34 protein-coding genes are annotated in these 22630 nt (G+C 63.1%); 16 read left to right on the forward strand and 18 right to left on the reverse strand.

Features of this window, described 5'->3' with window-relative positions:
• Positions 1-54: 54 nt before the first annotated feature.
• Positions 55-687, reverse strand: a complete 633-nt coding sequence (locus QX051_RS03725; protein WP_315775091.1) for an RraA family protein — start codon at positions 685-687, stop codon at positions 55-57.
• A gap of 129 nt (positions 688-816) precedes the next feature.
• Here QX051_RS03725 and QX051_RS03730 point away from each other — a divergent pair, with 129 nt between their 5' ends.
• Positions 817-1716 carry a LysR family transcriptional regulator gene (locus tag QX051_RS03730; protein WP_315775092.1) on the forward strand — a complete coding sequence of 300 codons (900 nt, stop codon included), beginning with the start codon at positions 817-819 and terminating at the stop codon, positions 1714-1716.
• A 172-nt stretch (positions 1717-1888) separates the two neighbouring features.
• Positions 1889-2797: an amino acid ABC transporter substrate-binding protein gene (locus tag QX051_RS03735; protein WP_315775093.1), complete on the forward strand. Its 909-nt coding sequence runs from the start codon at positions 1889-1891 to the stop codon at positions 2795-2797.
• 268 nt (positions 2798-3065) lie between these two features.
• Here QX051_RS03735 and QX051_RS03740 read toward each other — a convergent pair whose 3' ends face one another.
• From QX051_RS03740 to QX051_RS03750, 3 genes are all read right to left on the reverse strand, one after another.
• Positions 3066-3302, reverse strand: coding sequence for a transcriptional regulator (locus QX051_RS03740; protein WP_409998057.1), 237 nt, complete (start codon positions 3300-3302; stop codon positions 3066-3068).
• 117 nt (positions 3303-3419) lie between these two features.
• Positions 3420-3620 carry a hypothetical protein gene (locus QX051_RS03745; RefSeq protein ID WP_315775095.1) on the reverse strand — a complete coding sequence of 67 codons (201 nt, stop codon included), beginning with the start codon at positions 3618-3620 and terminating at the stop codon, positions 3420-3422.
• A 69-nt stretch (positions 3621-3689) separates the two neighbouring features.
• Positions 3690-3911, reverse strand: coding sequence for a BrnT family toxin (locus QX051_RS03750; RefSeq protein WP_315775096.1), 222 nt, complete (start codon positions 3909-3911; stop codon positions 3690-3692).
• A 1202-nt stretch (positions 3912-5113) separates the two neighbouring features.
• On the opposite strand from QX051_RS03750, the gene QX051_RS03755 reads away from it, so the two are divergent.
• On the forward strand, positions 5114-5515 hold the full coding sequence (locus QX051_RS03755; protein WP_315775097.1) for a helix-turn-helix transcriptional regulator: 402 nt from the start codon (positions 5114-5116) through the stop codon (positions 5513-5515).
• Positions 5512-5967, forward strand: a complete 456-nt coding sequence (locus tag QX051_RS03760; protein ID WP_315775098.1) for a DUF6941 family protein — start codon at positions 5512-5514, stop codon at positions 5965-5967. The genes QX051_RS03755 and QX051_RS03760 overlap by 4 nt, the downstream gene beginning before the upstream one ends.
• Before the next feature lie 170 nt (positions 5968-6137).
• Here the strand turns inward: QX051_RS03760 and QX051_RS03765 are convergent, their stop codons facing one another.
• The 8 genes from QX051_RS03765 to QX051_RS03800 form a co-directional block, all read right to left on the reverse strand.
• The gene (locus QX051_RS03765; RefSeq protein WP_315775099.1) at positions 6138-6527 is read right to left on the reverse strand and encodes a hypothetical protein; all 390 of its coding nucleotides are present in this window, start codon (positions 6525-6527) and stop codon (positions 6138-6140) included.
• The gene (locus QX051_RS03770; protein ID WP_315775100.1) at positions 6524-6730 is read right to left on the reverse strand and encodes a hypothetical protein; all 207 of its coding nucleotides are present in this window, start codon (positions 6728-6730) and stop codon (positions 6524-6526) included. The genes QX051_RS03765 and QX051_RS03770 overlap by 4 nt, the downstream gene beginning before the upstream one ends.
• Positions 6730-6918 (reverse strand): hypothetical protein, encoded by a 189-nt coding sequence (locus QX051_RS03775; RefSeq protein WP_315775101.1) that lies wholly within the window; start codon positions 6916-6918, stop codon positions 6730-6732. The genes QX051_RS03770 and QX051_RS03775 overlap by 1 nt, the downstream gene beginning before the upstream one ends.
• The gene (locus QX051_RS03780) at positions 6915-7754 is read right to left on the reverse strand and encodes a hypothetical protein (RefSeq protein ID WP_315775102.1); all 840 of its coding nucleotides are present in this window, start codon (positions 7752-7754) and stop codon (positions 6915-6917) included. The genes QX051_RS03775 and QX051_RS03780 overlap by 4 nt, the downstream gene beginning before the upstream one ends.
• Before the next feature lie 3 nt (positions 7755-7757).
• Positions 7758-8060 (reverse strand): hypothetical protein, encoded by a 303-nt coding sequence (locus QX051_RS03785; protein ID WP_315775103.1) that lies wholly within the window; start codon positions 8058-8060, stop codon positions 7758-7760.
• Between the two features lie 5 nt (positions 8061-8065).
• Positions 8066-8392 carry a hypothetical protein gene (locus tag QX051_RS03790; RefSeq protein WP_315775104.1) on the reverse strand — a complete coding sequence of 109 codons (327 nt, stop codon included), beginning with the start codon at positions 8390-8392 and terminating at the stop codon, positions 8066-8068.
• Positions 8393-8394: 2 nt separating this feature from the next.
• Positions 8395-8757 (reverse strand): hypothetical protein, encoded by a 363-nt coding sequence (locus QX051_RS03795; RefSeq protein WP_315775106.1) that lies wholly within the window; start codon positions 8755-8757, stop codon positions 8395-8397.
• 89 nt (positions 8758-8846) lie between these two features.
• A complete protein-coding gene (locus tag QX051_RS03800; protein ID WP_315775108.1) occupies positions 8847-9038 on the reverse strand; it encodes a hypothetical protein in 192 nt (63 codons plus the stop codon).
• A 140-nt stretch (positions 9039-9178) separates the two neighbouring features.
• Here QX051_RS03800 and QX051_RS03805 point away from each other — a divergent pair, with 140 nt between their 5' ends.
• From QX051_RS03805 to QX051_RS03815, 3 genes are read left to right on the forward strand one after another with little or no spacing between them, the layout of a single operon-like run.
• Positions 9179-9511, forward strand: coding sequence for a hypothetical protein (locus QX051_RS03805; protein WP_315775109.1), 333 nt, complete (start codon positions 9179-9181; stop codon positions 9509-9511).
• Positions 9448-9813, forward strand: coding sequence for a hypothetical protein (locus QX051_RS03810; protein ID WP_315775110.1), 366 nt, complete (start codon positions 9448-9450; stop codon positions 9811-9813). Before QX051_RS03805 ends, QX051_RS03810 begins: the two co-directional genes overlap by 64 nt.
• 15 nt (positions 9814-9828) lie before the next feature.
• On the forward strand, positions 9829-10461 hold the full coding sequence (locus QX051_RS03815) for a hypothetical protein (RefSeq protein WP_315775111.1): 633 nt from the start codon (positions 9829-9831) through the stop codon (positions 10459-10461).
• A gap of 280 nt (positions 10462-10741) precedes the next feature.
• On the opposite strand, the gene QX051_RS03820 is transcribed toward QX051_RS03815, so the two are convergent.
• The 3 genes from QX051_RS03820 to QX051_RS03830 all read right to left on the reverse strand — a co-directional run bounded on the left by QX051_RS03820 (position 10742) and on the right by QX051_RS03830 (position 13079).
• The gene (locus QX051_RS03820; RefSeq protein WP_315775112.1) at positions 10742-11758 is read right to left on the reverse strand and encodes a serine protease; all 1017 of its coding nucleotides are present in this window, start codon (positions 11756-11758) and stop codon (positions 10742-10744) included.
• A 168-nt stretch (positions 11759-11926) separates the two neighbouring features.
• Positions 11927-12478, reverse strand: a complete 552-nt coding sequence (locus QX051_RS03825; protein WP_315775113.1) for a recombinase family protein — start codon at positions 12476-12478, stop codon at positions 11927-11929.
• Positions 12479-12575: 97 nt separating this feature from the next.
• Positions 12576-13079: a hypothetical protein gene (locus tag QX051_RS03830; protein ID WP_315775114.1), complete on the reverse strand. Its 504-nt coding sequence runs from the start codon at positions 13077-13079 to the stop codon at positions 12576-12578.
• A 164-nt stretch (positions 13080-13243) separates the two neighbouring features.
• Between QX051_RS03830 and QX051_RS03835 the strand changes: the two genes are divergently transcribed.
• The 8 genes from QX051_RS03835 (at position 13244) to QX051_RS03870 (ending at position 17963) form a co-directional block, all read left to right on the forward strand.
• The gene (locus tag QX051_RS03835; RefSeq protein ID WP_315775115.1) at positions 13244-13714 is read left to right on the forward strand and encodes a hypothetical protein; all 471 of its coding nucleotides are present in this window, start codon (positions 13244-13246) and stop codon (positions 13712-13714) included.
• Between the two features lie 107 nt (positions 13715-13821).
• Positions 13822-14019, forward strand: coding sequence for a helix-turn-helix domain-containing protein (locus QX051_RS03840; RefSeq protein ID WP_315775116.1), 198 nt, complete (start codon positions 13822-13824; stop codon positions 14017-14019).
• A 202-nt stretch (positions 14020-14221) separates the two neighbouring features.
• Positions 14222-14482: a hypothetical protein gene (locus QX051_RS03845; RefSeq protein WP_315775117.1), complete on the forward strand. Its 261-nt coding sequence runs from the start codon at positions 14222-14224 to the stop codon at positions 14480-14482.
• Positions 14483-14491: 9 nt separating this feature from the next.
• Positions 14492-14755: a hypothetical protein gene (locus QX051_RS03850; protein WP_315775118.1), complete on the forward strand. Its 264-nt coding sequence runs from the start codon at positions 14492-14494 to the stop codon at positions 14753-14755.
• A gap of 8 nt (positions 14756-14763) precedes the next feature.
• Complete coding sequence (locus QX051_RS03855; RefSeq protein WP_315775119.1) at positions 14764-15033, forward strand: hypothetical protein; 270 nt, start codon at positions 14764-14766, stop codon at positions 15031-15033.
• Between the two features lie 10 nt (positions 15034-15043).
• Entirely contained in the window at positions 15044-17068 is a 2025-nt protein-coding gene (locus tag QX051_RS03860) for a VapE domain-containing protein (protein ID WP_315775120.1), read from the forward strand.
• The gene (locus QX051_RS03865) at positions 17050-17691 is read left to right on the forward strand and encodes a hypothetical protein (protein ID WP_315775121.1); all 642 of its coding nucleotides are present in this window, start codon (positions 17050-17052) and stop codon (positions 17689-17691) included. Before QX051_RS03860 ends, QX051_RS03865 begins: the two co-directional genes overlap by 19 nt.
• Positions 17688-17963, forward strand: a complete 276-nt coding sequence (locus tag QX051_RS03870; protein WP_315775122.1) for a helix-turn-helix transcriptional regulator — start codon at positions 17688-17690, stop codon at positions 17961-17963. The genes QX051_RS03865 and QX051_RS03870 overlap by 4 nt, the downstream gene beginning before the upstream one ends.
• Before the next feature lie 49 nt (positions 17964-18012).
• On the opposite strand, the gene QX051_RS03875 is transcribed toward QX051_RS03870, so the two are convergent.
• Positions 18013-19443, reverse strand: coding sequence for a tyrosine-type recombinase/integrase (locus tag QX051_RS03875; protein WP_315775124.1), 1431 nt, complete (start codon positions 19441-19443; stop codon positions 18013-18015).
• A gap of 642 nt (positions 19444-20085) precedes the next feature.
• Positions 20086-21174 carry a COX15/CtaA family protein gene (locus QX051_RS03880; RefSeq protein WP_315775125.1) on the reverse strand — a complete coding sequence of 363 codons (1089 nt, stop codon included), beginning with the start codon at positions 21172-21174 and terminating at the stop codon, positions 20086-20088.
• A gap of 102 nt (positions 21175-21276) precedes the next feature.
• Here QX051_RS03880 and QX051_RS03885 point away from each other — a divergent pair, with 102 nt between their 5' ends.
• Positions 21277-21498: a DUF2842 domain-containing protein gene (locus QX051_RS03885; RefSeq protein ID WP_315775126.1), complete on the forward strand. Its 222-nt coding sequence runs from the start codon at positions 21277-21279 to the stop codon at positions 21496-21498.
• Here QX051_RS03885 and QX051_RS03890 read toward each other — a convergent pair whose 3' ends face one another.
• On the reverse strand, positions 21499-22560 hold the full coding sequence (locus QX051_RS03890) for a polysaccharide deacetylase family protein (RefSeq protein WP_315775127.1): 1062 nt from the start codon (positions 22558-22560) through the stop codon (positions 21499-21501). It lies immediately after the preceding gene.
• Positions 22561-22630: the final 70 nt, after the last annotated feature.

A 22630-nucleotide genomic window follows, 5' to 3' on the forward strand; every position in this document is an offset into this window, starting at 1 on the left:
AAGGACGAGGTCCCGCATACCGCCGAGGCTCGTGCGGACGACCGCAATGGACGCCTATTTTGCGTAGGCACCGGCATAGCGCCCTGCGCGGATGCTCGCCAGGATCTCTGCTTCACGCTGTTCCTGCGCGCGAGCGGACTCGAGCAGTTCGGATGCGATCGCCGGCGCGAAAGCGACCACTCCGTCGGCGTCGGCAACCACGAGATCGCCTGGCGTGACGATCATGCCGCCAATCGACACCGGCACGTTGATCGCACCCGGACCGTTCTTGTAGGGGCCCCGGTGATTGACCGCACGCGCGAACACGGGGAAGTCGGAATTCATCAGCACGCCGGAATCCCTGATCGCGCCGTCGACGACGATCCCGGCCGCGCCGCGTTCCCTCGCGATGGCGGCGATGATCTCGCCGACCAATGCCCGCGTCTCGTTGCCGCCGCCATTGACGACGAGGACGTCGCCAGGCGTGATGAGATCGAGCGCGCGATGAATGAAGAGATTATCCCCCGGCGCCGTATTCACGGTCAGCGCGATCCCGGCCATCGGCGAGCCCGTATAGAATGGCCGTAGACTGGCTGCACCAGGCAACCGCTGAAGGTTGTCACTGATCACGGCCGTGGAAACGCTCTTGAACGCGGCGACGACCGCCACATCGATCGGCGCACCAGGCTGCGCTTGTCCCTCACCCATTCTCGCTCCCCGTCTTGCACAGTCCAGATCGTCGCTCGATGGCGCCCCGCCTCGGCGGTGTAGGACTCGTCTTGAATTCAGAAAACCGATAAATGGAGATATCGATCCATCTCTTTTTTGAATGCGAACATGGTCACCCTGAAGCAGCTAGAAGCTTTGAACTGGATCGCGGAGCTCGGCACGTTCGAACGCGCCGCAGCCAAGCTGAACACGACGCAATCGGCGATCTCGAAGCGCATCCAGGAGCTCGAGGCCTCAGCGCGCGTTCCGCTGTTCGATCGCAGCCAGCGCGGGGCTCGTCTGACCGAACGTGGCGAGCAGATCCTTGCTCTTGGCCGACAGATGTTGGCGTTGCAGGACCAGATCCTGGAGTTGAAGGACGGCCGGCAGTCACCGGCGCGCCGTCTGCGGCTTGGGGCGACGGAGCTGTCAGCGCTGACATGGCTGCCGCGTCTGGTTTCGGCCATTCGCGAAGCCCATCCGGCGGTGATGATCGAGCCTGAAGTCGAAACCTCGCGAAGCCTCTACGATCGGCTGATCGAGGGCAGCCTCGATCTCGTCGTCATCCCGGACGTCTTCTCTGACCCGGAGGTGACGTCAGTGCGGCTTGCCGAAGTGCAGAACGTGTGGACGGCGCGCCCCGGCCTGGTCAGATCGCGCCGGAGCCTCGATTTCGACGAGCTTGGTCATCATACGATTCTGATGCAGGGCCGTCGCTCGGGCTCCGGCCTCTTCGTCAACAAATGGCTCGCGGCCAACGGCGTCTCCTTCAAGCGCGCCATCTCAGTCGACAATCTGACTGCGCTGGTCGGGCTCGCCGTGGCCGGCCTCGGCATCAGCTATCTTCCGCAACGCTGTTTTCGTCCTCTCTTCGAGCAGAAGAAGCTGGTCATCCTGCCCGTCAAGCCGACGCTGCCGGCCGTGCCCTATGCGGCCATGTATCGCAACGACAGACCCTCGGCCTTCGCGGCCGCCGTAGCGGATCTGGCGCGCCAGACCTGCGATTTCGGCCGTCAACTCGAAGGTTAGACAGGACAGGTGAACCCGGCGACGACGCCCGGCGCGGCGATCCATCACCTCCAGGAATGAGAAAGAAGGCGGTTTTATCCCTTTTCATCCAGGCCGGACGCAGCGAGGCTGCATAGTCGCTGCGCGTGCAACGCTGCACGCGCAAAGAGGATTGCTGCGAGGAGAGGTTTTGATGCGCATTTGGGGACTTCTGCTGACGGCAGCGCTCGCTGCAAACGCCGCCGGCGCCGAGGAACTGACGGGCACGCTCCAGAAGGTCAAGGAGACGAACAGGATATCGATCGGCTTCCAGGAATCGTCGGTGCCGTTCAGCTATCTCGACGGCAACCAGAAGCCGGTGGGCTACGCGCTCGACATCTGCGCCCGGATCGCGGATGCGGTCAAAAAGGAGCTTGGGCTTCCTAACCTCACGATCGAAACCGTTCCGGTGACGTCATCCAATCGCATCCCGCTGATGACCAACGGCACGATCGACCTCTTGTGCGCATCCACCACCAACAACGCCGAGCGCCAGAAGCTCGTGGCCTTTGCCAATACGCACTTTCTCAGCGCCACGCGCTATGCGGCCAAAAAATCGCTCGCGCTCCAGACGATCGACGACCTCAGGGGAAAGACGGCCGTCGCGATCGCCGGATCGACCAACATCGCACAGCTGAACAAGGTCAATGTCGAACGCAAGCTCGGCATCAACATCGTTCCGGCCAAGGACCAGGCCGAGGCGTTCCTGATGCTGGAGACCGACCGGGCTCAGGCCTATGTGCTCGATGACGTCCAGCTCGCGGTCGCCGTCGCGCGGTCGAAGGACCCGGCGGCGTACATGATCAGCAGCGACGCATTCTCCAAGCCCGAACCTTTCGGCATCATGCTGCGCAAGGACGATGCGCCGTTCAAGGCCATCGCCGATCGCGTCACGGCCGGGCTCTATCAGAGCCCCGCCATCGAGGCGCTCTACAAGAAGTGGTTCGAGTCACCCGTGCCGCCGACCGGGATCAACTTCAACTACCCGATGCCGGCCCCCTTACGCGCCGCGTTCAAGTCGCCCAGCAGCAGTCCCGACCCGGACGCGTATGCGCCCGATTGAAGCTCGCGATATCCGTGCCAACAGCAACGGCGGAGACTAGCCTCATCCGCCGCAGTCGCCTGCGACGGACGGCCCTCGGCTATTGCCAAGATCAGCGGCGGCGGCGCTCCTGATATCTATTTCGCCGCCTTGATCCGCGCGATCTCCTCCTTGAGGAGCGTCGCGACCAGTTCGTTCAACGACGAGCCGCACTCGGCGTTCGAGAAGTCGTATTCGTTCTTCATTGGTTGAGAGCAGCTGTGATCTTGTTGATCCGCGCGCCAGTAACTCACTCCGCGGCCACGACGCGCACGTCGAGCCGCACGCCTGTCTCTGCCTGCAACACGCCGATCACGCCAAGCAGGTTCTCGGCCGTGGGATTGCCGGATGGCCCTAACATGCGCATCAGGCTCTTCGACGGCCGCCCGAGCGCGTTGCTCAACGCCTCGAATCCGATCGTCGCGTTGATATACGCACGCAGGCCGGCGCGGCCGTCATCGACCTCTCCGCGCAGCAGCGCACTCACGGCTTCCTGGAACAACGCCTCGCGAAACGCCGGATCGCGGTCCGCGCGCGACCGAACCGTGTCGCGGAAGTCTGGTCGCGAAGGCATCATGAGGTGCTCGCAGAAACTCCCAAAGAGCTATTTCGCAGCCTCGATCCGCTCAATATCCTCCTTGAGAAGCGTGTTGACCAATTCGGTCAACGATACGCCCCGCGCGCTGGCCAGCCCGGTCAGGTGATCGAGCACATCAGGCTCGAGATGCACCGGAGGCAGCATTCGCGCGCCCTTGCGAAAGAACTTGCCGCGCTCAGCGTTCGAGAAGTCGTATTCGTTCTTCATCGTGTCATCCATTCTCATAGGAGCGGATTTCGCGCCGGGTCGGCCGACGAACAGAAATGATACGGATCGCTACGCGATCTGCCGCCAGCTCCATATAGGTATGAACGGCCAACAACAGCTCATGAGCAGCAATACGTCCCATGGTAACCCCTCGCCAGCGCCAGAGTCGTCGTCCAGCAGCGAAAGCGCCAGAGGGTCGCTGAAGATGCTCATCGCCCGCTCAAAGGCAACGCCGTGCTTGCGCAGATTGCTCTCTGCCTTGGCCGGATCCCAATCGAACTCGAATTGCATGGTCCGCCCCACCCGACGATGTCCGCGACACGCCACGCTTGCCAAACGACGCAAATCAGTTTATGTTCTCTTTTTGTTCCTGTCCAGCCGAGGGGCGCTTCCGGATCGTCCAGTTGCGTAGGGCAGGAATGCGGTGGACGTGGCGGGCCGTGCGCGGGCGTATGCTTGCGCGGACGAGCGACCTGTCACGGACGGCGAAGTCGCGTGGTCCTGGCATCAAGGCCATTTTCTCCGGGAAAATCGCATATCGGCGAGGCCGAGGCACCAAAGGAGGCACCATTTCGCGGATCAGGCCCCCCGGACTTCCTGGGTTCGCTTGGGACGGCTTGGGCGGCGCATGCGGTCGGCGCGGAGCCGATCTCCGGCTGATTGGCACACGCCGCGGAACGGCCGCGCCCGACGTCAAGTTGACGACCCGCTCGCTCCCATGATGACGGACACCGGCTGGGGCCGCCCCTTCGATGATCAGATAGTCCTGTCCGATGGCCGCATCCTCCGGACCCTGGGCGATGCCGGCCGCTATGTCGCCACGCTGCCTGCTAAGGTGCGGCACCGGTCCGAATGGGCTCTTCGGAGCACACTGCAATCGATAAAAAATAGTGTAATTTCAAAGTCTTAAAATGGTTTCGCAAGCATTGAAAAATCAAGAAACGCAAAGGTTGTCAACTTCACCTCGGTAGCAATAATGTGACAATGCGCCGCCATCGGTAACCATTGCATCCCCATGTTGTTGACTTAAATGGCAACACTTATAGAGTTATGTCATGCTCAGTTCCTGTTTAAGTTGGATCCCCAATTGGAACCGCAGGAACAGGAATGGCGCACGATATACCTCTCCCCGCGACTTCGGGATTGGTTACGAGATGTTCTTCCGACCCTCAAGGCGAGCTGGGCGTCCGAAATCGACTGTGCCCAACAGTTGGACGCACTCGTGGAAGTCTTCTGCTCTGGAGAGACACTTTACTACAGTTCGCAGTTTCACCCGATCGCCCATGTCAAGGACGGAATTTGGATGCTCAAAACACCCGACCTCCGCGTGTTCGGTTGGTTTCGTGTCCGGGATTGTTTCGTCGGCTGGAGGGCTGAGTTCGCGGATCACGTTAAGAAGCACGACTTGTATCACGGCCTTGCTGGCGAAACCGCCCACTTTCGAGACCAGTTGTCTTTAGATGAGCCGAAGTTCGTCCCAGGAGCAAACCCCAATGACGTCGTTTCAAATTACTCTTTCTCCTAGCAAGCGAGTTGCTGGGCGCTTTGTGAACTCCGTTCGGCGCAAACTACAAAGGGCTTTTGCCGAGGAAACTGCGAAGAGAGGACTTACGCAGACTGAAATTGCGAAGGAAATCGGTGTTCATCGTTCAGTTATCAATCGAGAACTCAAGGGACACAAGGACATTACGCTTGGCCGCGTTGCCGAACTGGCCTTGGCGATGGGCCGCAAAGCGATAATCGAACTTGTGGAGCTAGACCAGCAAGCTGCAGGGCAAAACATTAGCTCTGAGCAGTCGACGCTAAAAACCACGACAGACTATGCTCTAACTGATCAAGCCGCAGAGGCTTGCTCTGATGAAACCGACTATGAACTTGATCTAGAAGCGGCATGATTGAAGGCATAAGCGCATTCGCTCTGTTTTGTGAAGACGTCCGTAAAGAAGCAGCGGGGCGAACAACCATCATCGGCATGATGGGGGACACGATTCACGTTCCAGACTTCCCTTCTGTTTTTCCGAGGGTGACATGCTATTTTCGAGTGAAATTTGATGTGAATGGCAACTACGATAAGCCGCTGGTCATGGATTTGGAGGCTTCCGAAACCAATATTGTGCAGGAGATCAAGCGAGCTGCCCCGCGCGATCTAATTGATCGAGCTATCGCGAACGCAAGAAATAGAGGGCTGATCTACGGCAGTATTAGTGGACGTGTTCGCATGGATGAACCTCTAGAATTTCCTAAACCCACGGTGATCTATGCTGTTCTGCGCTACGGTGATGAAAAAATGATTTGCGGGGTGTTGAACGTCGCGAGGCCAAGTACGTCTCAGAACGCGCCCGAATAACCTTTACTCCAAGCACCGATGGAGTAGATAGTCGTCTCCTATGGCGAACCCGAGGATGGCCGCGCGCGAGTTGCATGAAGTTCATTGAACCTCGCACCCTACATCCGCTATGCCCTAAATGGCCGCCCGAAACGGCACCGGCAGGGCGCGAGGGGTGTCCAAAAACGGACTCATAGCTCGAAGGAATAGGCGATCACAGGCACCAAACCCGCATGCGAAAGCGTGCGGATTTTTCTGTGACACGAGGTTGCAAATTCCTTGGTCGTCGCATTGGAAATCATGCGCTCGCGACGGTCGACCTCGTGCAGCTCATAGCCGAGATCCCGCAATTTCTCCGGCAAATTCGAGCGTTCCGTGCATTCGATCGTGACAAGCGGCTCGCCAGGAATGCTTACAACCCATCCGCCGTCCTCTGTCACAAAGGTGTTGAGCGCCTCGAATTTTTCCTTGCGCGACTGGATCGCCTTACGCTTCGCGTCGAGCCTGTCATCCGGCCGCTCCCGGCGCAGCGCCAGCGGGACGTAGTCCGGCATCCCCCGGCTACGGTCGGTGCGCGTCATTGGCCGAACTCGTCGGCCAGCTTCATGACGAGGTCGACGGCGTCTTGCAGCTCCTGGCGCACCTTCGCGCGATAGCGCGGCCGATCGGCCGGCGCCGCGCGCTGCATGATCGAGAGCGTCAACAGCGGCGCCTGCAGCAGCCCGTCGGCCTTGGCGATGCCTGGGTGCTCCTGGCCCTGGTGCTGCGGCTTGAACGACACCATCAGTGCACCGTGATGTGGAGGCTCTGCCGCAGCTCGCACGCGGCCTCGGGGCCGAAGCGATCGACGGCCATGGCGACGATGTCCTCGATCCCGAGCGGTCGGCCGGTCGGATCGTAGGGATTTGCTTCGCCCAGGTAGCGCAGCCTGGAGCGCGTGAAGGTCCACAACTCGCGCTCGCGCTCCGTCATCGCTGCCTCTGCTGGTCATAGGTGCCATCGGCGACCATGCGGTGATACTTCTGCTTGTTCTTGGCGTACAGAAATTCCTTCTGCGCGTCGGTCAGCTTGGGCATGTCCGGCCGATCGGGGATGGCGGCTCGCGCCATGATCCGCTCCTCCTCGGTCAAGTGCATCTGGCCAGAGCCGGACGCTGGCTTGCCGCTCATGGTCGGCACCTCGCGCTGGACCGGCGCGGCCATCGGCATCGAGCGGCGCGGCACCTCCACTTCGGCGACCGGCATTGCCGCCGAAGTGGCCGCCGGCATCGGTGGCGACCGGAAGGCCTCCTGGCGGGCTAGCGGAGGCGCCGGAGAAGCCGCAGCGGCTCGGGCCTCCTCCAGGTGGTGGTCGCGCGCGGACTGCTCGAAGCGCACGCCACTAACGACGAAGCGGTCGAACTCCTCCTCGTCCACGATGCCGCGACGCTTGGCCATTCGCATGTAGTCCTGAACCGCCTCGGCGTTCTGCGGCGCCAGCAGGATGTCGCGATGTTCGAGCACGAACCTTTTGCGCCGGTCAGACCACGGCTGCGCCGCGACCTGCTCTTCCAGAGTCATCACCTGGGGCGCTGGTTCCGGCTGCTGCGTCGCTGATCGCAGCATCGCGTCGGCGTGCAATGCCTCGGCCCTGCGCTGCCCCTCGATCGCGGCCCGGATGGCGTCGGTGCTGTCCGATGCTGCCGGCGCCTTGGCCGCCGCTACCGGCTCCTCCAGCTCCCGGCCAAAGCCTGGCAGCGGGCCGTCGTCACGGATGGCGCCACCGCTCTTGTAACCTCGCACAACTTTTTGCGTGCGCCGCTTGGCCATGGCTCACCGACTGCCGCGCCGAACGCCCGGCATATAATTGCCGCCGCTACCTTTGTAGTTGAGATCCTCCTTCGCACGCTTGTAGGGATCACTGCCGTCGAACCCGCGCGGCGGGCTGCTGGTGCTGCGCAACTTCGGCTGACCGCCGGTTGACGGCAGCTTGACCGCTCCGTCCTTCGCCCTGGTCGCGGTCTGGCTGTGCTCGGACGCGATGTCGGACCACTCCTGCAGGTTTGACCGCTCGCGCGAAAACCCGTTGGGCTTCTGCGGTTTCAGAACGTCGCCCCTCATCAGGTAGCTGCTCATGGTGATTACCTCCTCGGCATGATGGTCGCGGCGCCCACGCGGCCGTTCTCATCGACGCTAACGACCCGGTCGCGCACGGGCGACGATCGGGTCGGCTGGCGGTCGAGGTCATGATCGCGCATCGCCTGTTGGGTCAGGTGCAGCGTGGCTTGCCACTTGTTGGAATTGGCGATGACGCCGGAGGCGACCAGTTCGCCGCCCTCATCGCGCCTGTCCCAGCGCCACTGGTTGCGGCCATTGCTGATCGCGTTGTAGCTGGTCTTGGAGCCATCGCGGTTCTGGAAGCTGTAGCTGATAACTTCAGGCGCACCGCTACCATAGCTGATCGGCATGGCTACCTCCGGACCGTGCCCTGGTCGTCGCGATAGGTTCCATCGCGCCGCATCTGGTGGTACCGCGCCTTATTCTGCGCATAGATTTGCTCGCGCTGCTCGTCGGTCAGATCCTGGCGCGTCTCGCCCAGCGTGCGCGCGATCGCAACCTCGTCATCGTTCAAGCCAAACTGGTTGCGCGGCATCTGCTGCTGCGCAGCCATGTTGTTGGCGTAGCGCGAGAGCTGGGCGTAGTCGCGATCTACGCGCAGGAGAGCATCGGAGGCCGTGTTCATGAGACTGACATCCTCATAAATTCGGGCGGCTTCCAATTCGGCCAGCGCCTGGGCGCGTTCGGCCTCCAGCCGCTGACCCTGGGTCGCCAAGATACTCTCATACGTCCATGCCATGGTGTTCTCTCCGTCTGACTCTGATGGGTGTTGCTGGTCTGGCTGTCCTTGCTGCCCACCGCAGCCTACTTGCCCGGAGCGATATAGAGGTTGTCGCCTGCGTTCGTCAGCTCCTGCTGCAGCCGCGCCATCCGGCGGTCACTCGCATTGATGCGCTTAGTGTTGCCGGTCTTGCGATAGTCGGCATAGGCGCGGTCGTGCTCCTCGCGCTCCGCATAAATTCTGTCTGCGATCGTCTGCCGTCGCGTGGTGCCCATTATCTGCCTCCATCATGAAGCTTTGAGCAGCTGGTCAGAACATGCTATCACTCGGCGGGCGACGCGCGCAATGAACACGCGAACTGCCAACTAATTGTCAGATAACAATCATTGATAAGGGCTCTGACGGAGACGGCACGATGGCACAGCCGATCACAGTCACGCTTTCATCGTCCGGCTCATCGCCGTGGAAGCTGACGAATTGGTGGAGTGTGCCGCCGCAGCAGGTCGGCTTTCGGGCCACACTGTCTGGCCTAAACGGTACCTGTCAGATCGACGTCACGCTGCAAGATCCCAGCTCGACCTTCTCCAGCTCGACCTTGACCGTGCTGCAGGCCTCCCAGGTCGGCGGACCGGCGGCCTCGTCGGTCTCGTTCGTCGGCGCGATCAGCACGGTGCCGATCGCGGCATGGCGGCTGACGCAGAACGCGAGCGGATTCTCCCAGCTGACAGCGCTGCAGCAGGGGGTCTGATGATGACCAGCTCGGTCCTGACCGTCATCTTTCGATCCGGCGTGACCCAGGAGATTCCGCACATCAACAGGCCAGACGCCGAGCGCACCATGGTCGACATCATCAACGCGATTGCGGCGCGGATGCCGTTCGTCGTGGTCGAGGACAACGACACATCGGCACTGGTCGTCCTAGGCGAAGTCGCAGGAATAACCCTGGGCGCGCCGCCTGTGGCCGTCCAGATTGAGCGGCCGAAGCCACGGCCTGTGCCGCTGCCGCAGCGTGCCGCGCGTCCGGAACTCGGCACGCTGATCGCGAACTGAGATCGGGAGCGCCGCATGAGTGAGCAGGCCACCATCGTCAGCGCAGGCCGCGCCGCGCTGGAGCGCATCAACGCCGGCACCAAGCGGTTATTCGAGGACTATCTCGCGGTTGGCGATGCGCTGCTCGTCGGCCGCAGCCAGTGTCTGAAGCTGGCGGGGAGCAACTCGCTGCAGACGCCGGCCTATCGGGCACACTGGCGGCAATGGCTCAACGCCAACGGCTTCAACATGGAGACCCACGAGCGGCTCAGTGCTATCTGGATCGCCGAGCACAAGGCCGAGGTCGTGCGATGGCGAGATGAATTAAGCGAGGCCGCGAAGCGTCACTGTAACCATCCCAACGTGATTGTCGCGCACATGAAGGCTGGGACCGAGCCGGCAGCGCGAGGGCCCAAGCCAAAGCAGCGCACTTCTGCTGATCGCGTTCGCGGCGATGCGCTGCGCGCTGGTTTTTACGGCCCGCGCCCGGCAAGGCCGGAGCAGGATTTGATCCGGCGAGTCGCGGACGCGATGCGTAGCTCTGGCAAACAGGACTGGCTGCAGCTCGCCTGCATCGCGATCGAGGCACTGACGGTCGAGGATCTGCGTGACCTGATGCCAGCTAAGGACGCCAGGACTGCGCCGGCCGTGGAGATACATGCAGCGTGATCGCGTCCCGCCTCATCTAGATTTGTTCGTGTCCGGCGGGAAGGCGACGGTCTCGTGCAAGGACGCGGGCGAGGCTCAGGCCATAGTGGCCGAGATTGCCGGGGCGCTGCAGCGGTAGCCCCCCTTCATCAAAAAGTGAGGCCCCCCTCAGCCAGCCGGCGATGTCGCCTTCTGGCCCAGTTCGGACCTACGGCAAAGTCCGCATTCTCGCTCCCGTCGGGAGCATAGCGGACAGCGAAGTCCGTGATCCGAGCCGGCCTCGACTTATGAGTACAATGCCCTAGTTTGGCGCCGCGCGCATTTTATATCCATCCGGGATTTTGTAGCCTCGCTTAACAATCTCTGGCTCAAATTCGAGTATCCTGGAGGATTTGATGCAGATGCCTAGGTTGTTGGGCAAATTGGTAAGTGTGATCGCTTGCTGCGTAGGAGCAGGAATGATCGCAATTTGCCCTGGCTGAGTGTGTAATCGAACACCCCAGACAATTCCCAGCAGCAGCGCTCTTGTACCAAACTGCACTTGGTTGTCACGGTTCAACCAAGCGCCCTGATTGTAGAGAAACACGGGCGAGCCGCTGGACCCAGGGAAAATAGCCGCATCGATCAAAAATTCCCGCTTCCCGTCGAAGTCCAAGAATGCGGGGGATGCGGTTATACCTTTTCGGAGCACCGGAATGTTATGCGCAGCATCAGAGATGCCATCCGGGTATCCGACGACAACGACGTCCTCCAGCGGCGACAGGCTACCAACCGCTTCGTCCGTCGGAATAATATTATCGGGAAGTGCGACATAGAAGATGGGACGTCCCTCGCTTTCTAGACGCTGCGCGATGTTAGAGAACGGGTAGATGATCAAGTCGACCGCCGGATCAGGGTGGGGCAGCCAATTCTGCATGTCCGATAGCTGTAGTAGTTCCGTTTGCTCCTGATCGGGAGAACCATCAGGTCTTCTGCGGGTCAATTTCAGAGTGACGGATACTGCTCCAGCCACAACATGTTTGTTGGTCAGTAGAACGTGGACTCCACGTTCCTGCTGAGTAAACAACTGGATTATCGATGCGGTGCCTGATCCCGTGTTTCCGTGAGCATCGACCGTGTTCAGCATTATCGTGGTGTAGAGCAATTGTTCGCTAATGCCATGCTTTGTCCAAAGAGGTGAAGAAGTCGGTGCTGGTGTCGGCGTAGGTGTCGTTGAATTTGGCTCGCCTTTGTCAGTTTGCGCTTCCACCGCCGCACTTCTGAAAGCGGCAGCGGCAATACCGCCAATTAGAACAGAACGTCGCCCAATTGTTTTCATTCGCAGATCCACGCCTCTAGGTTGCAGGAGGCTAGCGCGAGCACCAGTGTTCCGCAAGCACGCCAACTGCGCACCATGGGTCCCGATGAACGCGCTCGATCGCCACACCGGCGGCTCCCCACCCGCCGGACGGCTCCCCTGGGTGAAAAGGGGGCGGAGGGGCGCCGATCACAGCAGCGCCCGGTACATCGTCGGCTCAGAAACGCCATAGGCACGCGCCAGCTCGGCCTGCGTCTCGCCGGCAGCGTAGCGCTCGGCGGCCTTCCTGCGCTGCTCGGGCGACAGCTTGGCCTTCCGGCCGAACTTGGTCCCGAGCGACTTGGCGCGCTCAATGCCCTCCTCAGTCCTGGCGCGGATCAGGCCGCGCTCGAACTCAGCGATTCCTCCCATGATCGTGATCATCAGCCGGCCAATCTCGGTCGTGGTGTCGCACCAGGTCTCGCCCAGCGAGGTCAGGCCGCAGCCGAGTTGGTCGAGGTCGTGCAGGATGTTGGCCAAGTCGCGGGTCGAGCGGGCCAGGCGATCAAGCTTGGCAACGACCACCGTGTCGCCGGGCAGTAGGTCGTTCATCATGCGCTTGAACTGCGAGCGGCTGTCCGTGCTCTTGCCTGAGGCCTTCTCGGAGTAGACCCGCCCGCAGCCGGTGGCTCTAAGTTTCTCGACCTGGCCCGTGTAGTCCTGGCCTCGGCTCGAAACCCTCGCATACCCGACCTTCGCCATCGCTCATCTCTTTTTGAAAGCTAGCAATATGAAAGTTGTAAGCCTCTGCAGAACAAGGGGCAAGCGATTACTTTCAGTTCTGTTGCTTTCTGAAAGTTCAGGAGATGACCACGGCCTGCTCGGCCAGGCGATTCCGTGCGGCCTCAACGATGTGCTCGGCGATCTCGATCGCCTCGGTCGGGCCCAGCTCGTCGATGATCTGCTGCATGATCTCGGCCGACGTCGAGGCGCCGCCAAACTGCATCTCCTCTGCCCGGCCGCGCTCCTCGACCATGTCGATGATTTTCAGGATCAGGGCGTGGTTCTGCGCGACCGCGCCGTGCGCCCCGTCGGCCTGTGCGGCGGCGATGGCGGCCTCGATGCGGGTGATGAGATGCTCGATCGAAACGCCCGCTTTCTTGGCTACAGGCTTACCCAGCTCGGCGATGCGCATGCGGACCTCATCATTCTTCATCAACCTGGACGCTGCCATCTCGCTGCTGTGTCCCACCGCCTTGTATCCGGCCTCCTCGTAGCACCTGGCGAGAGACCAGCGGGTTTTCGTGCTCTGGAACACGTTGATGGCGAAGCGCTCCCACTTAGGGTTGTGAAGGGCCGGCATGAGTGGAGCTATAGCATGATGGGGGCTGCCGTTGGACTCCGACCACAGCGCACACAGCGCATGACAGCGCATTTTCCTATAGAGGGGTATAGATAGCTTCTCATACCCTTCCTAGGGAAAGTCCGCTGTTGTGCGCTGTGCGCTGTGGTTCCGAGGTGCGTTCCATGCCCGACGACGCCGAAATCCTGGTCTTTCCGCATCCGCTATATGAAGACGCTGGACCACGACCGCTCAACGAGGCCGAGCTGGCGCTGGTCTACGACTGGCTCGATGGCGCCGCCCGGAGCGAATCCGAGGACGGGCGCACCGCCAGCAGGCTGGTCTGGGCAGTGACCCAGGGTCTTAGGCGTGCACCGCGCGGGCTCTGGGTCCTGATCGGCAACATGATCAGGTGGGACAACCGCGACAGCCTGCCGTACCGCCTGGAGCGCGTGCGAAATAAGAAGCGGTCGCACCATCTCCGCGATCGAGACATTGCCGTGCACGTCTACAACAGCCTGCGCGCCCATCGGTCGAGGACCCAGGCGATCTTCGACGCAGCGGAAAAGTTCGGGGTCAGCGACAGCACCGTCGAGAAGGCCTGCTCGACCTGGCTGCACGCAGTCCAGACGATGAAGGCGTTTCGGCAACCGTAAAAAATCGCCCCCGAAAAGTTACACTTAAAAATCGGGCCCGATAGTCTGCATGGACGCGCGCTCGCGACAGGCGCAGGTTTCCGCACACCTCAATGGAATCCCGCCTGATGCTGCAGACCGCGTCGCCTCTCATCCAGAACTACTACAGCGAGTCCGAGCTGGCCGAGCATCTCGGCAAGACGACCCGCACGTTGTTCGAGTGGCGCCGTCGCGGTTACGGGCCGCCGGCAACGATGATCGGCCGCGTGCCGCATTACCGGAAGGCCGCCGTGCAGCAATGGCTCGATGAGATGGAGGAGAAGTAGCAGGCCCGCGAGGGGGCCTAACGGACCTGCCTGGCACATAGCGTGCGCGATCACCGTCCGCACATCTACAGCCAGCAAGGCGACGTTTCAACCCTCCTCCGCGCCGACATAGCAACCCGCGCAGCCATCTGCGCCGGGAACGAGGAGACGTGCGCCTATGGCAAGATTTAAACTTCCACCAGCACGCCGCGTGACAAGCGGCGTGACACGCAAGCATGCCGACCGCCATTTCAATCGTATCGGCCGTCGCCTGACCGCCGCCGAGGCCGCGATCGACAATGCGCGCGGCGCGCTTGATCACCTGCACAAGACCGCAACCGCCAACGCCAAGCAGACCGTGGCCTGGCTCGACTGGCAGCTCGGCCTGGTCGTCGATGATCTGCGCGACGCCAGCGCGGCGCATGGCCGCCTGATGCGCATCGCGGCCGGCGAAACCGAGCTGCAAGACCTCGATCAGCTGTGAGGGTGCGCGATGGCCGAGAAACACCTCACCTACCAGAAGGCGCTCAGCATGCTCTACGAGCCGAGGTCCTACCTGTTCGCCGCTATGCCGGGCGGCAAGGCCTGGACGGTCGTGCGCGACAACGGCCGCAAGCACGGCGGCTGGCTCAGTCACGGCGATGCCATGAGGCTGCTGAGTCACCCGAACATCAGACCGCAGCAGGACGGCATGTTCGGCACGTCACAGACCTTCATCCTGCGAACTACCAGCACCAGCACCAGCACCAGCACCTAGAGGGGGCCATGGCACGCGATGCACGCGACTACGACAACACGAACAGGGGCGCGCTGTTCAAGAACGAGCACAGGAACAGTGACCGATCGCCCGACTACACTGGCAAGCTCAACGTCGACGGCACGGAGTATTGGCTGTCGGCCTGGCTCCAGAAGGCGAAGGACGGCTCGCGCTACATGAGCGTTGCCGTGCGCCAGCAGGACAGCGAGGCCCGTGAGGCGAAGCAGGCCAAAGCCAGCAGCAAGAACGCCGACATCGACGATGAGATCCCCTTCTAGAGGTGATGCAGTGACGCCGCTCGAGTTCGCCCAGGTTTATGCCGCGCGCGGATGGAATCCGCTGCCGCTGCCGTTCAAGGCCAAGAAGGCCACTGACGCCGGCTGGCAGAACCGCGTCATCACCTCGGCCGAGGTGCCGCAGTTCTTCAACGCCAAGGCCATGAACATCGGCATCGTCCTGGGCGCGACCTCGGGCGGCCTCACCGACGTCGATCTCGACTGCGTCGAGGCCGTCTCGATCGCGCCCTATCTGCTGCCGAACACGGCCGCCATCTTCGGCCGCAAATCGGCGCCGGCCTCGCACCGGCTCTACGTGACAACGCTCGCTGGCAAGCTCGACAAGGCCGTGCTCAGCTTCGACGACAACACCGGCCAAGTGTCGAAGCAGCGCAAGCGCCTGATCGAGCTGCGCGCCGGTCCCGGCTGCCAGACCGTGTTTCCGGGGTCCGTGCATCTCTCCGGCGAATCGATCCGCTGGGATGAGCCTGGCGAGCCCGTCCAGGTCGATGACGACACGCTGGTGCAGCGGGTCAAGCTGCTGGCTGCGGCCTGCCTGTTCGCCCGCTATTGGCCGCAGGAAGGCGGTCGGCATGATGCCGCGCTGGCGCTCGGCGGCTTCCTGTGCCGCGCCAGGCTGCCGCTGGCCGTGGTCAAGCCCATGGTCGAGGGAATCGCCAGGGCCGCCAGCGATGCCGACTGGCGCGATCGGACGAAGGCCGCCGAGGACGCCTTCCGAGCGGCGCAGGACGGCAAGCACGCTTTCGGCTTCCCGCGCATCGCCGAAATCTTCGGCGAAAAGGCGGCCGACCAGGTCGCTGGCTGGCTGGACTATCAGGAGCACAACGCGACCGACCGCAGCGAGGACGTGGCGTGGCTGCAGGACTGTGTTTGCGACGACCGGGGCAATCCCTTGCCCGTTCTCGCGAGCGCGCTCGTTGGCCTCCGTGCGGTCTTCGCGGACCATTTCGCGCTCGATGAGATGGCGCGCGCGCCGGCACTGCTGGCGCCGCTCAATGATGAGCCTGGCTTCGTGCCGCACATCTGCAGCGACGTCGATGTCGGCATCGCGCAGACGACGCTGCAGCGGCTCGGCCTGAAGCGGCTCACAAAGGACGTCGTGCACCAGGCCGTCGCCATGATCGCCCATGAGCGCCGCTTCCACCCGGTCCGGACCTACCTCGACGGAATCACCTGGGACGGCAAGCCGCGCATCGCGGCGCTGTTCACCACCTATTTCGGCTCCGAGGCGTCGCCCTACGTGGCCGCGATCGGCAGGATGTTCCTGATCAGCATGGTGGCGCGGATCTATCAGCCGGGCTGCAAGGCCGACCATTTGCCCGTCATCGAGGGCGAGCAAGGCATCTTGAAATCATCAGCCTGCGCCGTGCTCGGCGGCGCCTGGTTCAGCGATCAGCTGCCCGACATCACCGACGCGAAAGACGCCAGCCAGCATCTGCGCGGCAAGTGGCTGATCGAGGTCGCCGAGATGCATGCGCTGTCGCGCGCCGAGGCGACACAGCTCAAAAGCTTCATCAGCAGACAGCAGGAGCGTTACAGGCCGAGCTACGGCCGCCTGGAGGTGATCGAAGACCGGCAGTGCGTCTTCGTCGGCACCACCAACCGCGACACCTACCTGCGCGACGAGACCGGCGGCCGGCGCTTCTGGCCGATCAAGGCCGGCAAGATCGACATCGAGGCGCTGAAGCGCGACCGGGATCAGCTGTTCGCCGAGGCCGTCGCGATGTTTCGGAAGGGCGAGCACTGGTGGCCCGATCGAGAATTCGAGCGCGAGCACATCGTGCCGCAGCAGGCCGCGCGATACGAGGGTGACGATGCCTGGGAGCACGCCATCATCGACTACCTGGCGCAGGAATCCAAAGTGACGGTCGGCCAGGTAGCCACGCGCGCACTGAGCATGGAAACGCCGCGCATCGGCACCAGCGACCAGCGCCGCATCACTGCGATCCTGCAGCAGCTCGGCTGGCGCCGGCTTCCAGTCGACTGGCAGGGCAAGCGATGGTGGGCCAGACCATGAGTCAGCGCCACAGCGGATATGTGCGCGAGAAAGGCGACCTCTACGTGACGCCCGACTGGGTCGTCGATGCGCTGGTGCCCTACGTGCCGAGGCGCATGCACGTCTGGGAGCCGGCCGCCGGTCGCGGCGACCTGGTGCGCGCTCTCGTCGCTGCAAGCCACAGCGTTCACGCGACCGACATCGACAGCGGCACGGACTTCCTGAAGACAACCACCGCGCCGATCGGCGTCGAGGCGATCATCACGAACCCGCCCTATGGTCGAAACCTGGCGCAGCGCTTCATCGAGCACGGGCTGCGCTTGATGAAGCCGGTCAACGGCCTGGTCGCGATGCTTCTGCGGGTCGACTTCGGCACCGCCCGCACCAGGCATCACCTGTTCCGTGACTGTCCGGTCTTCAGCACCAAGGTCGAGGTGATCGAGCGCATCGAGTGGTACCCGACCGCCAAGCTGGGGCGCCCCAGCTATAATCATGCTTGGTTCATCTGGGACCATCGTCATCGCGGCGAGCCCGTGATCCACTTTTGGGATCGACAGCCGCAGCCGCAGGAGGGCCGCTCCGGCATCTGGCGCGAGCCGTATGCCGCCAACGATCCTGTCGAAGTAGAAGGGTTGACACCATGAGCGACACCAAGAGCAAGACCAATCCGGTCAGGCCGGCAGAGTCGCCACCACCGCCGGTCCACAATGCGAGCGTCCCTATGGTTGAGGACCATGCGCGACCTCGGCGCATGCTCAGCGAAAAGCAGGTGCTGGGGATTGTCCCAGTCGGGCGCTCAACACTCTGGCGGATGGAGAAGGCCGGCAAGTTTCCGAAGGCGACGCCCATTGGGACGAACCGCAGGATGTGGTTTGAAGACCAGATCGTCACGTGGCAGAACGAACTCACGAAATGAAGAAGCCGCCCCGATGGGCGGCTCCATGTGCTCGCAATTGGTAGCTTGATCACGCCGCAAGGCGCTGCTCGGCTTCCTCCGGCTTCGCGTTGATGATCCGCCGTAGCTCATCTGCCCATGCTTCCATGATCCGCCGCTTCTGCGGCAACCGATGGCTATGGATGTAGCCGAGCGTCACGGCCGGCGCTCGCGGGCCTGCCGTCCGGACGCCTGGGGTTCGCTCGCCCTTGAACGTGTGTCCGAGCGCGATCGAGATGTCGCTGTCCATGAAGCCGCGCTCGACCAGCAACGTCGCCGCCGTGTGTCTGAAGTCGTGCGGCTTAAACACGTCATCGTCGAACTTGCCGTCAGCGTTGCGTTTGAAGCCCATCAGGTCCCAAAGGCTCTTTCGGCCGCGATCATTGCCACGGAGCGCGGCATTCATCGCCTTGCGATGCACTGGCTTCTCGGCATGGATCGGGCTCTTGAACACGAATTGCTGGCCGTCGTCCGTGAGCGCCGCCTTGATGATCTCGACCGCCAGTGTCGAAAGGGCCATGACGATCGGCTTGCCGTTTTTCACACGCTTGGCCGAGATGACCATGTGCGGGTTCTCACCGTCCAGGTCGACGATTTCATTGACGTGCAACGCCCGCACCTCGTCGGTGCGCCGTCCGGTCGCGAGCGCGAACTTGAAGAGCAGCCGGACATGAAGCGAAAGGGCGCCGAGCTGATCGCTACCGAGCAGATGCCAGAATGCCCTGATCTCGTCGGGGGTCATCGTCCGGTCGCGGCCGGGCTCCTTTTCGAGCGGCTCCAGCGTTGCGCACGGGTTGGCCGTCACATAGCCCTGCCTGGGATAGGCCCCCCATGTAAACAGGCTGCTCAAAGCCTTGCGCACATGCCGCGCGTTGCTGACGGACGGCTTGCCGAACGCGCCGGCCTTGATGTCATCTTCCAGCGTCGCGATGTCCTTCGCCGTGACCTCGCGCACCAGCTTGCGGCCGAGCGTCGGCTTGACGAACCGGCGAAGCTGGCTCTCCAGGTTGGCCCAAGTCTTGATCTTCGGCACCATGCCGACATGCTCTCGCTTCACCGGCCTTTTGATCTCGGCTATCCATTGGTCGATCATCCGGTTCATGGTGACGCCGCCGACGCGGGCCTCCTCGGCCCTGGCGGCTTCCTCGTCACGCAGGATCTGGCTCACATTGTCGCCGGCCTTAACGCGGTTGCGGAGCCGCAGGGCAGCGAGGCGCGCGTCGCCAACTGTGAAGGCGTCGGCATGATAGGTGCCGAGCGACACCTGATCGCGCTTGCGCGTCACGGGGTTGATGAAGCGGAAATAGAACAAGGTGCCTGCGGGCGTCCGGTCGATCATCAAACCGGGGACGGCGTGGCGGCCGAAGTCGGCCTTGCGGTCGCGCTTCTCGACCTTGGTCTCGCAGTGAAGAGTGACGGCGTCCGCTTTGGCTTCGCGGGCAACGGTGGTAGCGTTGGTCATGTGGCTGTTCCTGTGACAGACGCCTCGGCGATCCGGCCCGTTTTTTCCCTGCAAAAGATCGAACGGGTCGGGTGCCTTGGGCACCATTTTGGATGACACAAGCCGAAATTAGCTTGCGGCGCCTGGGACAGATTGAGAGGGAAACAGCTTATCTTTCAATACGCTGATTTATCCCGCACTATCCCGCGCAATGCCAATGATATGCCGCGTGGTCCTGGCGCCCCGACGCTGGCGCTAAGTTTCGTGTGGGTGCTCAACGCATCGCATGAGGTGACGGGGGCAAGACAGCCCGGTCCCCGGGGAGATCGCGTATAAGCGTTAAAACCATCGCGCGGGGAAGGCCGGGTGTTTTCGGCCGTACCTGTGGTGACCGCCGCGTGCTTTTTTCTTTGCACGCGGGCCATGGGTGCCGGCCAGGCATCCGGCCTTCCCCGCGCCCTCGCGTGTTTTCGAGGGTGAAACGATCGGCAAAGCTCGGCGCGATAGCGCGCGAGGATGAAAACTGATGTCTCCACGTCATTGCGAGCGAAGCGACTTGTCCGCCGAAGCTCGAAGAGCGAAGGCGGAAGCAATCCAGAGTCGCGCGCGGGACTCTGGATTGCGTCGTCGCCTTCGGCTCCTCGCAATGACGGAAGAGAAACTCTACCCCACCTGCCCCGCAGCCACGGCCGCCTGCGGCACGGCGACAACAGCGACACGTCGCGGCGACAGACGTTCGGCCTGCAGCACGGCGAAGGTCAGCACGATGATGGCCGTACCCTGATGCAGCAGCGCCAGCGAGATCGGCACCAGTGCGAGCAGAGTGAGAATGCCGAGCACGACCTGCACCAGGATGGCGGCGAGTAGCCGGTGGGCGCTGCGCACCACCGCCCGTCCGGCGCCCGCGCGCATCACGTCGAAGGCGTGCCACGCGGCCAGCGCCAGCAGCGTGTAGGCGGTCATGCGATGCATGAACTGCGCCGTCAAATCGTTCTCGAACAGGTTGATCCACCACGGCGACTGGATCCACAGATTGGCCGCCTTCGGGATCAGGCCGCCGTCGATCTCGGGCCAGGTGTTGTAGACGAGGCCGGCGCGCAGGCCGGCCACCAGCGCGCCGAGATAGAGCTGCACGAAGGTGACGCCGACCAGCAGCCAGGCTGTCAGCCGCAGCCGCGCCGGCACCTCGGCCTCCTCGCGCGGCGCGAGTCGGCGCAGGGTCCAGACGATCGACGCGTAGATCAGCAGCGCCAGCGCGAGATGGGTCGCCAGCCGGACCGGCGCCACCTCGGTGCGCTCGGTGAGGCCGGAGGCCACCATCCACCAGCCGACCGCGCCCTGCAGCGCGCCGAGGCCGAAGATCAGCCACAGCCTGCGGCCGAGCGGGCCGGACACGGCGCCGCGCCACAGGAACCACAGGAACGGCAGCAGATAGACCATGCCGATGACGCGGCCGAGCAGCCGGTGGCTCCACTCCCACCAGAAGATGGTCTTGAAGTCGTGCAGGGTCATGCCGGCGTTCATCTGCCGATACTGCGGAATAGTCTTGTAGGCCTCGAAGGCGTCGGTCCAGGCCTGCTCCGACAGCGGCGGCAGGGTGCCGGCGACCGGCTTCCATTCCACGATCGAGAGCCCGGATTCGGTCAGCCGCGTCGCCCCGCCGACCAGCACCATCAGCGCGATCAGGCCGGCCACGACGAGGAGCCAGATGCGGATCGCGGCGAGATCTCTTGTGCGGGGAACCGTGGTCATGGACGTTGAACGCTCGATTGAACCGGGGCTGACAGGCCCTTATAATCCCGAGGAAATCGCGCGCAAGCCGCGCCGCCCCCAGCCGAGGCTGACAATCCCGTCATGACGATCCGCACCCGCAAACTGATCGGCGCCGTCGCGCTGCTCCTGCTCGCTTTCGCCTGGTCGATGATGGGCATGGTGATGGCGCAATTCCCTCTGGTCGCCAACTCCGGCTGGCTGCAGGCGGTCTATTACGTCGTCGTCGGCATGGGCTGGGTGCTGCCGGCGATGCCGATCGTGAGCTGGATGCTGCGCCCGGATCCGGAGCGGCAGCAGGGCTGATCAGCCGAGATCGAGCTTCGGCTGCGGCGCGGATTTTTCCCGCGGCAGGGTGATGCCGGCCATCAGCACCTTCAAGGCGCGCAGCGAGCGCGAGCGGCCGTCCCAGGCGATCCGCGGCAGCATGTGCAGGCTGGTGCGGCCCTCGCTTTGCACGACGCCGCCGATGGCGGAAGCCGCACTGACGAAGCCCGCCTGCTCCGCGAGCACGACGTCGCTGCGGCGGAACGAATAGCGATCGCCGAACGGATACGCCATGTGCCGGACCGGTCGCCGCAGCGCCGTCTCCAGCACCGCCATGCCCATCGTGATCTCGCGCTGGGCGTCGGCATCCCGGAGATTGGCGAGGACGGGATAATGCACGGTGGCACTGCCGATCGTGACGTTGGGGTCGGCGGCGAGACGGGCAATGTCGGTCCAGTCCATCGAGGACTCGCGGCTCAGGGCGGCGAGATCGACCGAATGGCGCGCGCAGAGGTCGCGGATCGCGATCGACAGCTCGGCCGGAGGCAGCTTGCGCAGCCAGCCCGCGAGATGGGCGAACAGCTCGTATTTTTCAGCCGGCGTGACCACGTTGAAGCGCTGCTCCCGATGCTCGATCACGAGGCTGATGCGGGCCTCGCGCGCGATCACGGCCTCCAGCGCCAGCCACCAGGCCTCGCCGAGACCATCGGGGAAGGCCGGGGGCACGTAAACGGTGAACGGCACGCCGTGGCGGGCGAGCACGGGATAGGCATGCGTGATCACGTCCTTGGAGGCGCCGTCGAAGCTCAGGCAGGCGAAGCGACGGCTTTCGGGCAGTCGGACCGACCGGTGGCAGGCCTCGTCGAGCGAGACGATCTCATAGCCCCAGCGCTTCAGCGCCCGGATCACCTTGTCGAGAAAAACGGGCGTGATCTCCGCGCACTTCAGCGGCTGAAACGCCCCCTTGCGCCGCGGCCGCACCCGCTCGAACCGCAGCACGGCGCCGGCGCCGCCCGTGGCCCGCGACGCGAGCAGCGTGCGACCGCTGAAATAGGCCAGCTCGAGCCGGGCGCTGCGCAGCCACCTGTTGTCCGACGACAATTCCCGCGCCCCTTCCCCGAATCCCACTTGAAACCAGACCGTCCGCGCCCACCTGATGCCGTCAGACCAT

The organism is Bradyrhizobium sp. SZCCHNR1053, from assembly GCF_032381235.1.
Taxonomy (GTDB): domain Bacteria; phylum Pseudomonadota; class Alphaproteobacteria; order Rhizobiales; family Xanthobacteraceae; genus Bradyrhizobium.

Coding starts and splice junctions, on each gene's coding strand:
- QX051_RS03725 (WP_315775091.1), bottom strand. CDS start 687: ATGGGTGAGGGACAAGCGCAGCCTGGTGCGCCGATCGATGTGGCGGTC.
- QX051_RS03730 (WP_315775092.1), top strand. CDS start 817: ATGGTCACCCTGAAGCAGCTAGAAGCTTTGAACTGGATCGCGGAGCTC.
- QX051_RS03735 (WP_315775093.1), top strand. CDS start 1,889: ATGCGCATTTGGGGACTTCTGCTGACGGCAGCGCTCGCTGCAAACGCC.
- QX051_RS03745 (WP_315775095.1), bottom strand. CDS start 3,620: ATGAAGAACGAATACGACTTCTCGAACGCTGAGCGCGGCAAGTTCTTT.
- QX051_RS03750 (WP_315775096.1), bottom strand. CDS start 3,911: ATGCAATTCGAGTTCGATTGGGATCCGGCCAAGGCAGAGAGCAATCTG.
- QX051_RS03755 (WP_315775097.1), top strand. CDS start 5,114: ATGACGTCGTTTCAAATTACTCTTTCTCCTAGCAAGCGAGTTGCTGGG.
- QX051_RS03760 (WP_315775098.1), top strand. CDS start 5,512: ATGATTGAAGGCATAAGCGCATTCGCTCTGTTTTGTGAAGACGTCCGT.
- QX051_RS03765 (WP_315775099.1), bottom strand. CDS start 6,527: ATGACGCGCACCGACCGTAGCCGGGGGATGCCGGACTACGTCCCGCTG.
- QX051_RS03770 (WP_315775100.1), bottom strand. CDS start 6,730: ATGGTGTCGTTCAAGCCGCAGCACCAGGGCCAGGAGCACCCAGGCATC.
- QX051_RS03775 (WP_315775101.1), bottom strand. CDS start 6,918: ATGACGGAGCGCGAGCGCGAGTTGTGGACCTTCACGCGCTCCAGGCTG.
- QX051_RS03780 (WP_315775102.1), bottom strand. CDS start 7,754: ATGGCCAAGCGGCGCACGCAAAAAGTTGTGCGAGGTTACAAGAGCGGT.
- QX051_RS03785 (WP_315775103.1), bottom strand. CDS start 8,060: ATGAGCAGCTACCTGATGAGGGGCGACGTTCTGAAACCGCAGAAGCCC.
- QX051_RS03790 (WP_315775104.1), bottom strand. CDS start 8,392: ATGCCGATCAGCTATGGTAGCGGTGCGCCTGAAGTTATCAGCTACAGC.
- QX051_RS03800 (WP_315775108.1), bottom strand. CDS start 9,038: ATGGGCACCACGCGACGGCAGACGATCGCAGACAGAATTTATGCGGAG.
- QX051_RS03805 (WP_315775109.1), top strand. CDS start 9,179: ATGGCACAGCCGATCACAGTCACGCTTTCATCGTCCGGCTCATCGCCG.
- QX051_RS03810 (WP_315775110.1), top strand. CDS start 9,448: ATGGCGGCTGACGCAGAACGCGAGCGGATTCTCCCAGCTGACAGCGCT.
- QX051_RS03815 (WP_315775111.1), top strand. CDS start 9,829: ATGAGTGAGCAGGCCACCATCGTCAGCGCAGGCCGCGCCGCGCTGGAG.
- QX051_RS03820 (WP_315775112.1), bottom strand. CDS start 11,758: ATGAAAACAATTGGGCGACGTTCTGTTCTAATTGGCGGTATTGCCGCT.
- QX051_RS03825 (WP_315775113.1), bottom strand. CDS start 12,478: ATGGCGAAGGTCGGGTATGCGAGGGTTTCGAGCCGAGGCCAGGACTAC.
- QX051_RS03830 (WP_315775114.1), bottom strand. CDS start 13,079: ATGCCGGCCCTTCACAACCCTAAGTGGGAGCGCTTCGCCATCAACGTG.
- QX051_RS03835 (WP_315775115.1), top strand. CDS start 13,244: ATGCCCGACGACGCCGAAATCCTGGTCTTTCCGCATCCGCTATATGAA.
- QX051_RS03840 (WP_315775116.1), top strand. CDS start 13,822: ATGCTGCAGACCGCGTCGCCTCTCATCCAGAACTACTACAGCGAGTCC.
- QX051_RS03850 (WP_315775118.1), top strand. CDS start 14,492: ATGGCCGAGAAACACCTCACCTACCAGAAGGCGCTCAGCATGCTCTAC.
- QX051_RS03855 (WP_315775119.1), top strand. CDS start 14,764: ATGGCACGCGATGCACGCGACTACGACAACACGAACAGGGGCGCGCTG.
- QX051_RS03865 (WP_315775121.1), top strand. CDS start 17,050: ATGGTGGGCCAGACCATGAGTCAGCGCCACAGCGGATATGTGCGCGAG.
- QX051_RS03870 (WP_315775122.1), top strand. CDS start 17,688: ATGAGCGACACCAAGAGCAAGACCAATCCGGTCAGGCCGGCAGAGTCG.
- QX051_RS03875 (WP_315775124.1), bottom strand. CDS start 19,443: ATGACCAACGCTACCACCGTTGCCCGCGAAGCCAAAGCGGACGCCGTC.
- QX051_RS03880 (WP_315775125.1), bottom strand. CDS start 21,174: ATGACCACGGTTCCCCGCACAAGAGATCTCGCCGCGATCCGCATCTGG.
- QX051_RS03885 (WP_315775126.1), top strand. CDS start 21,277: ATGACGATCCGCACCCGCAAACTGATCGGCGCCGTCGCGCTGCTCCTG.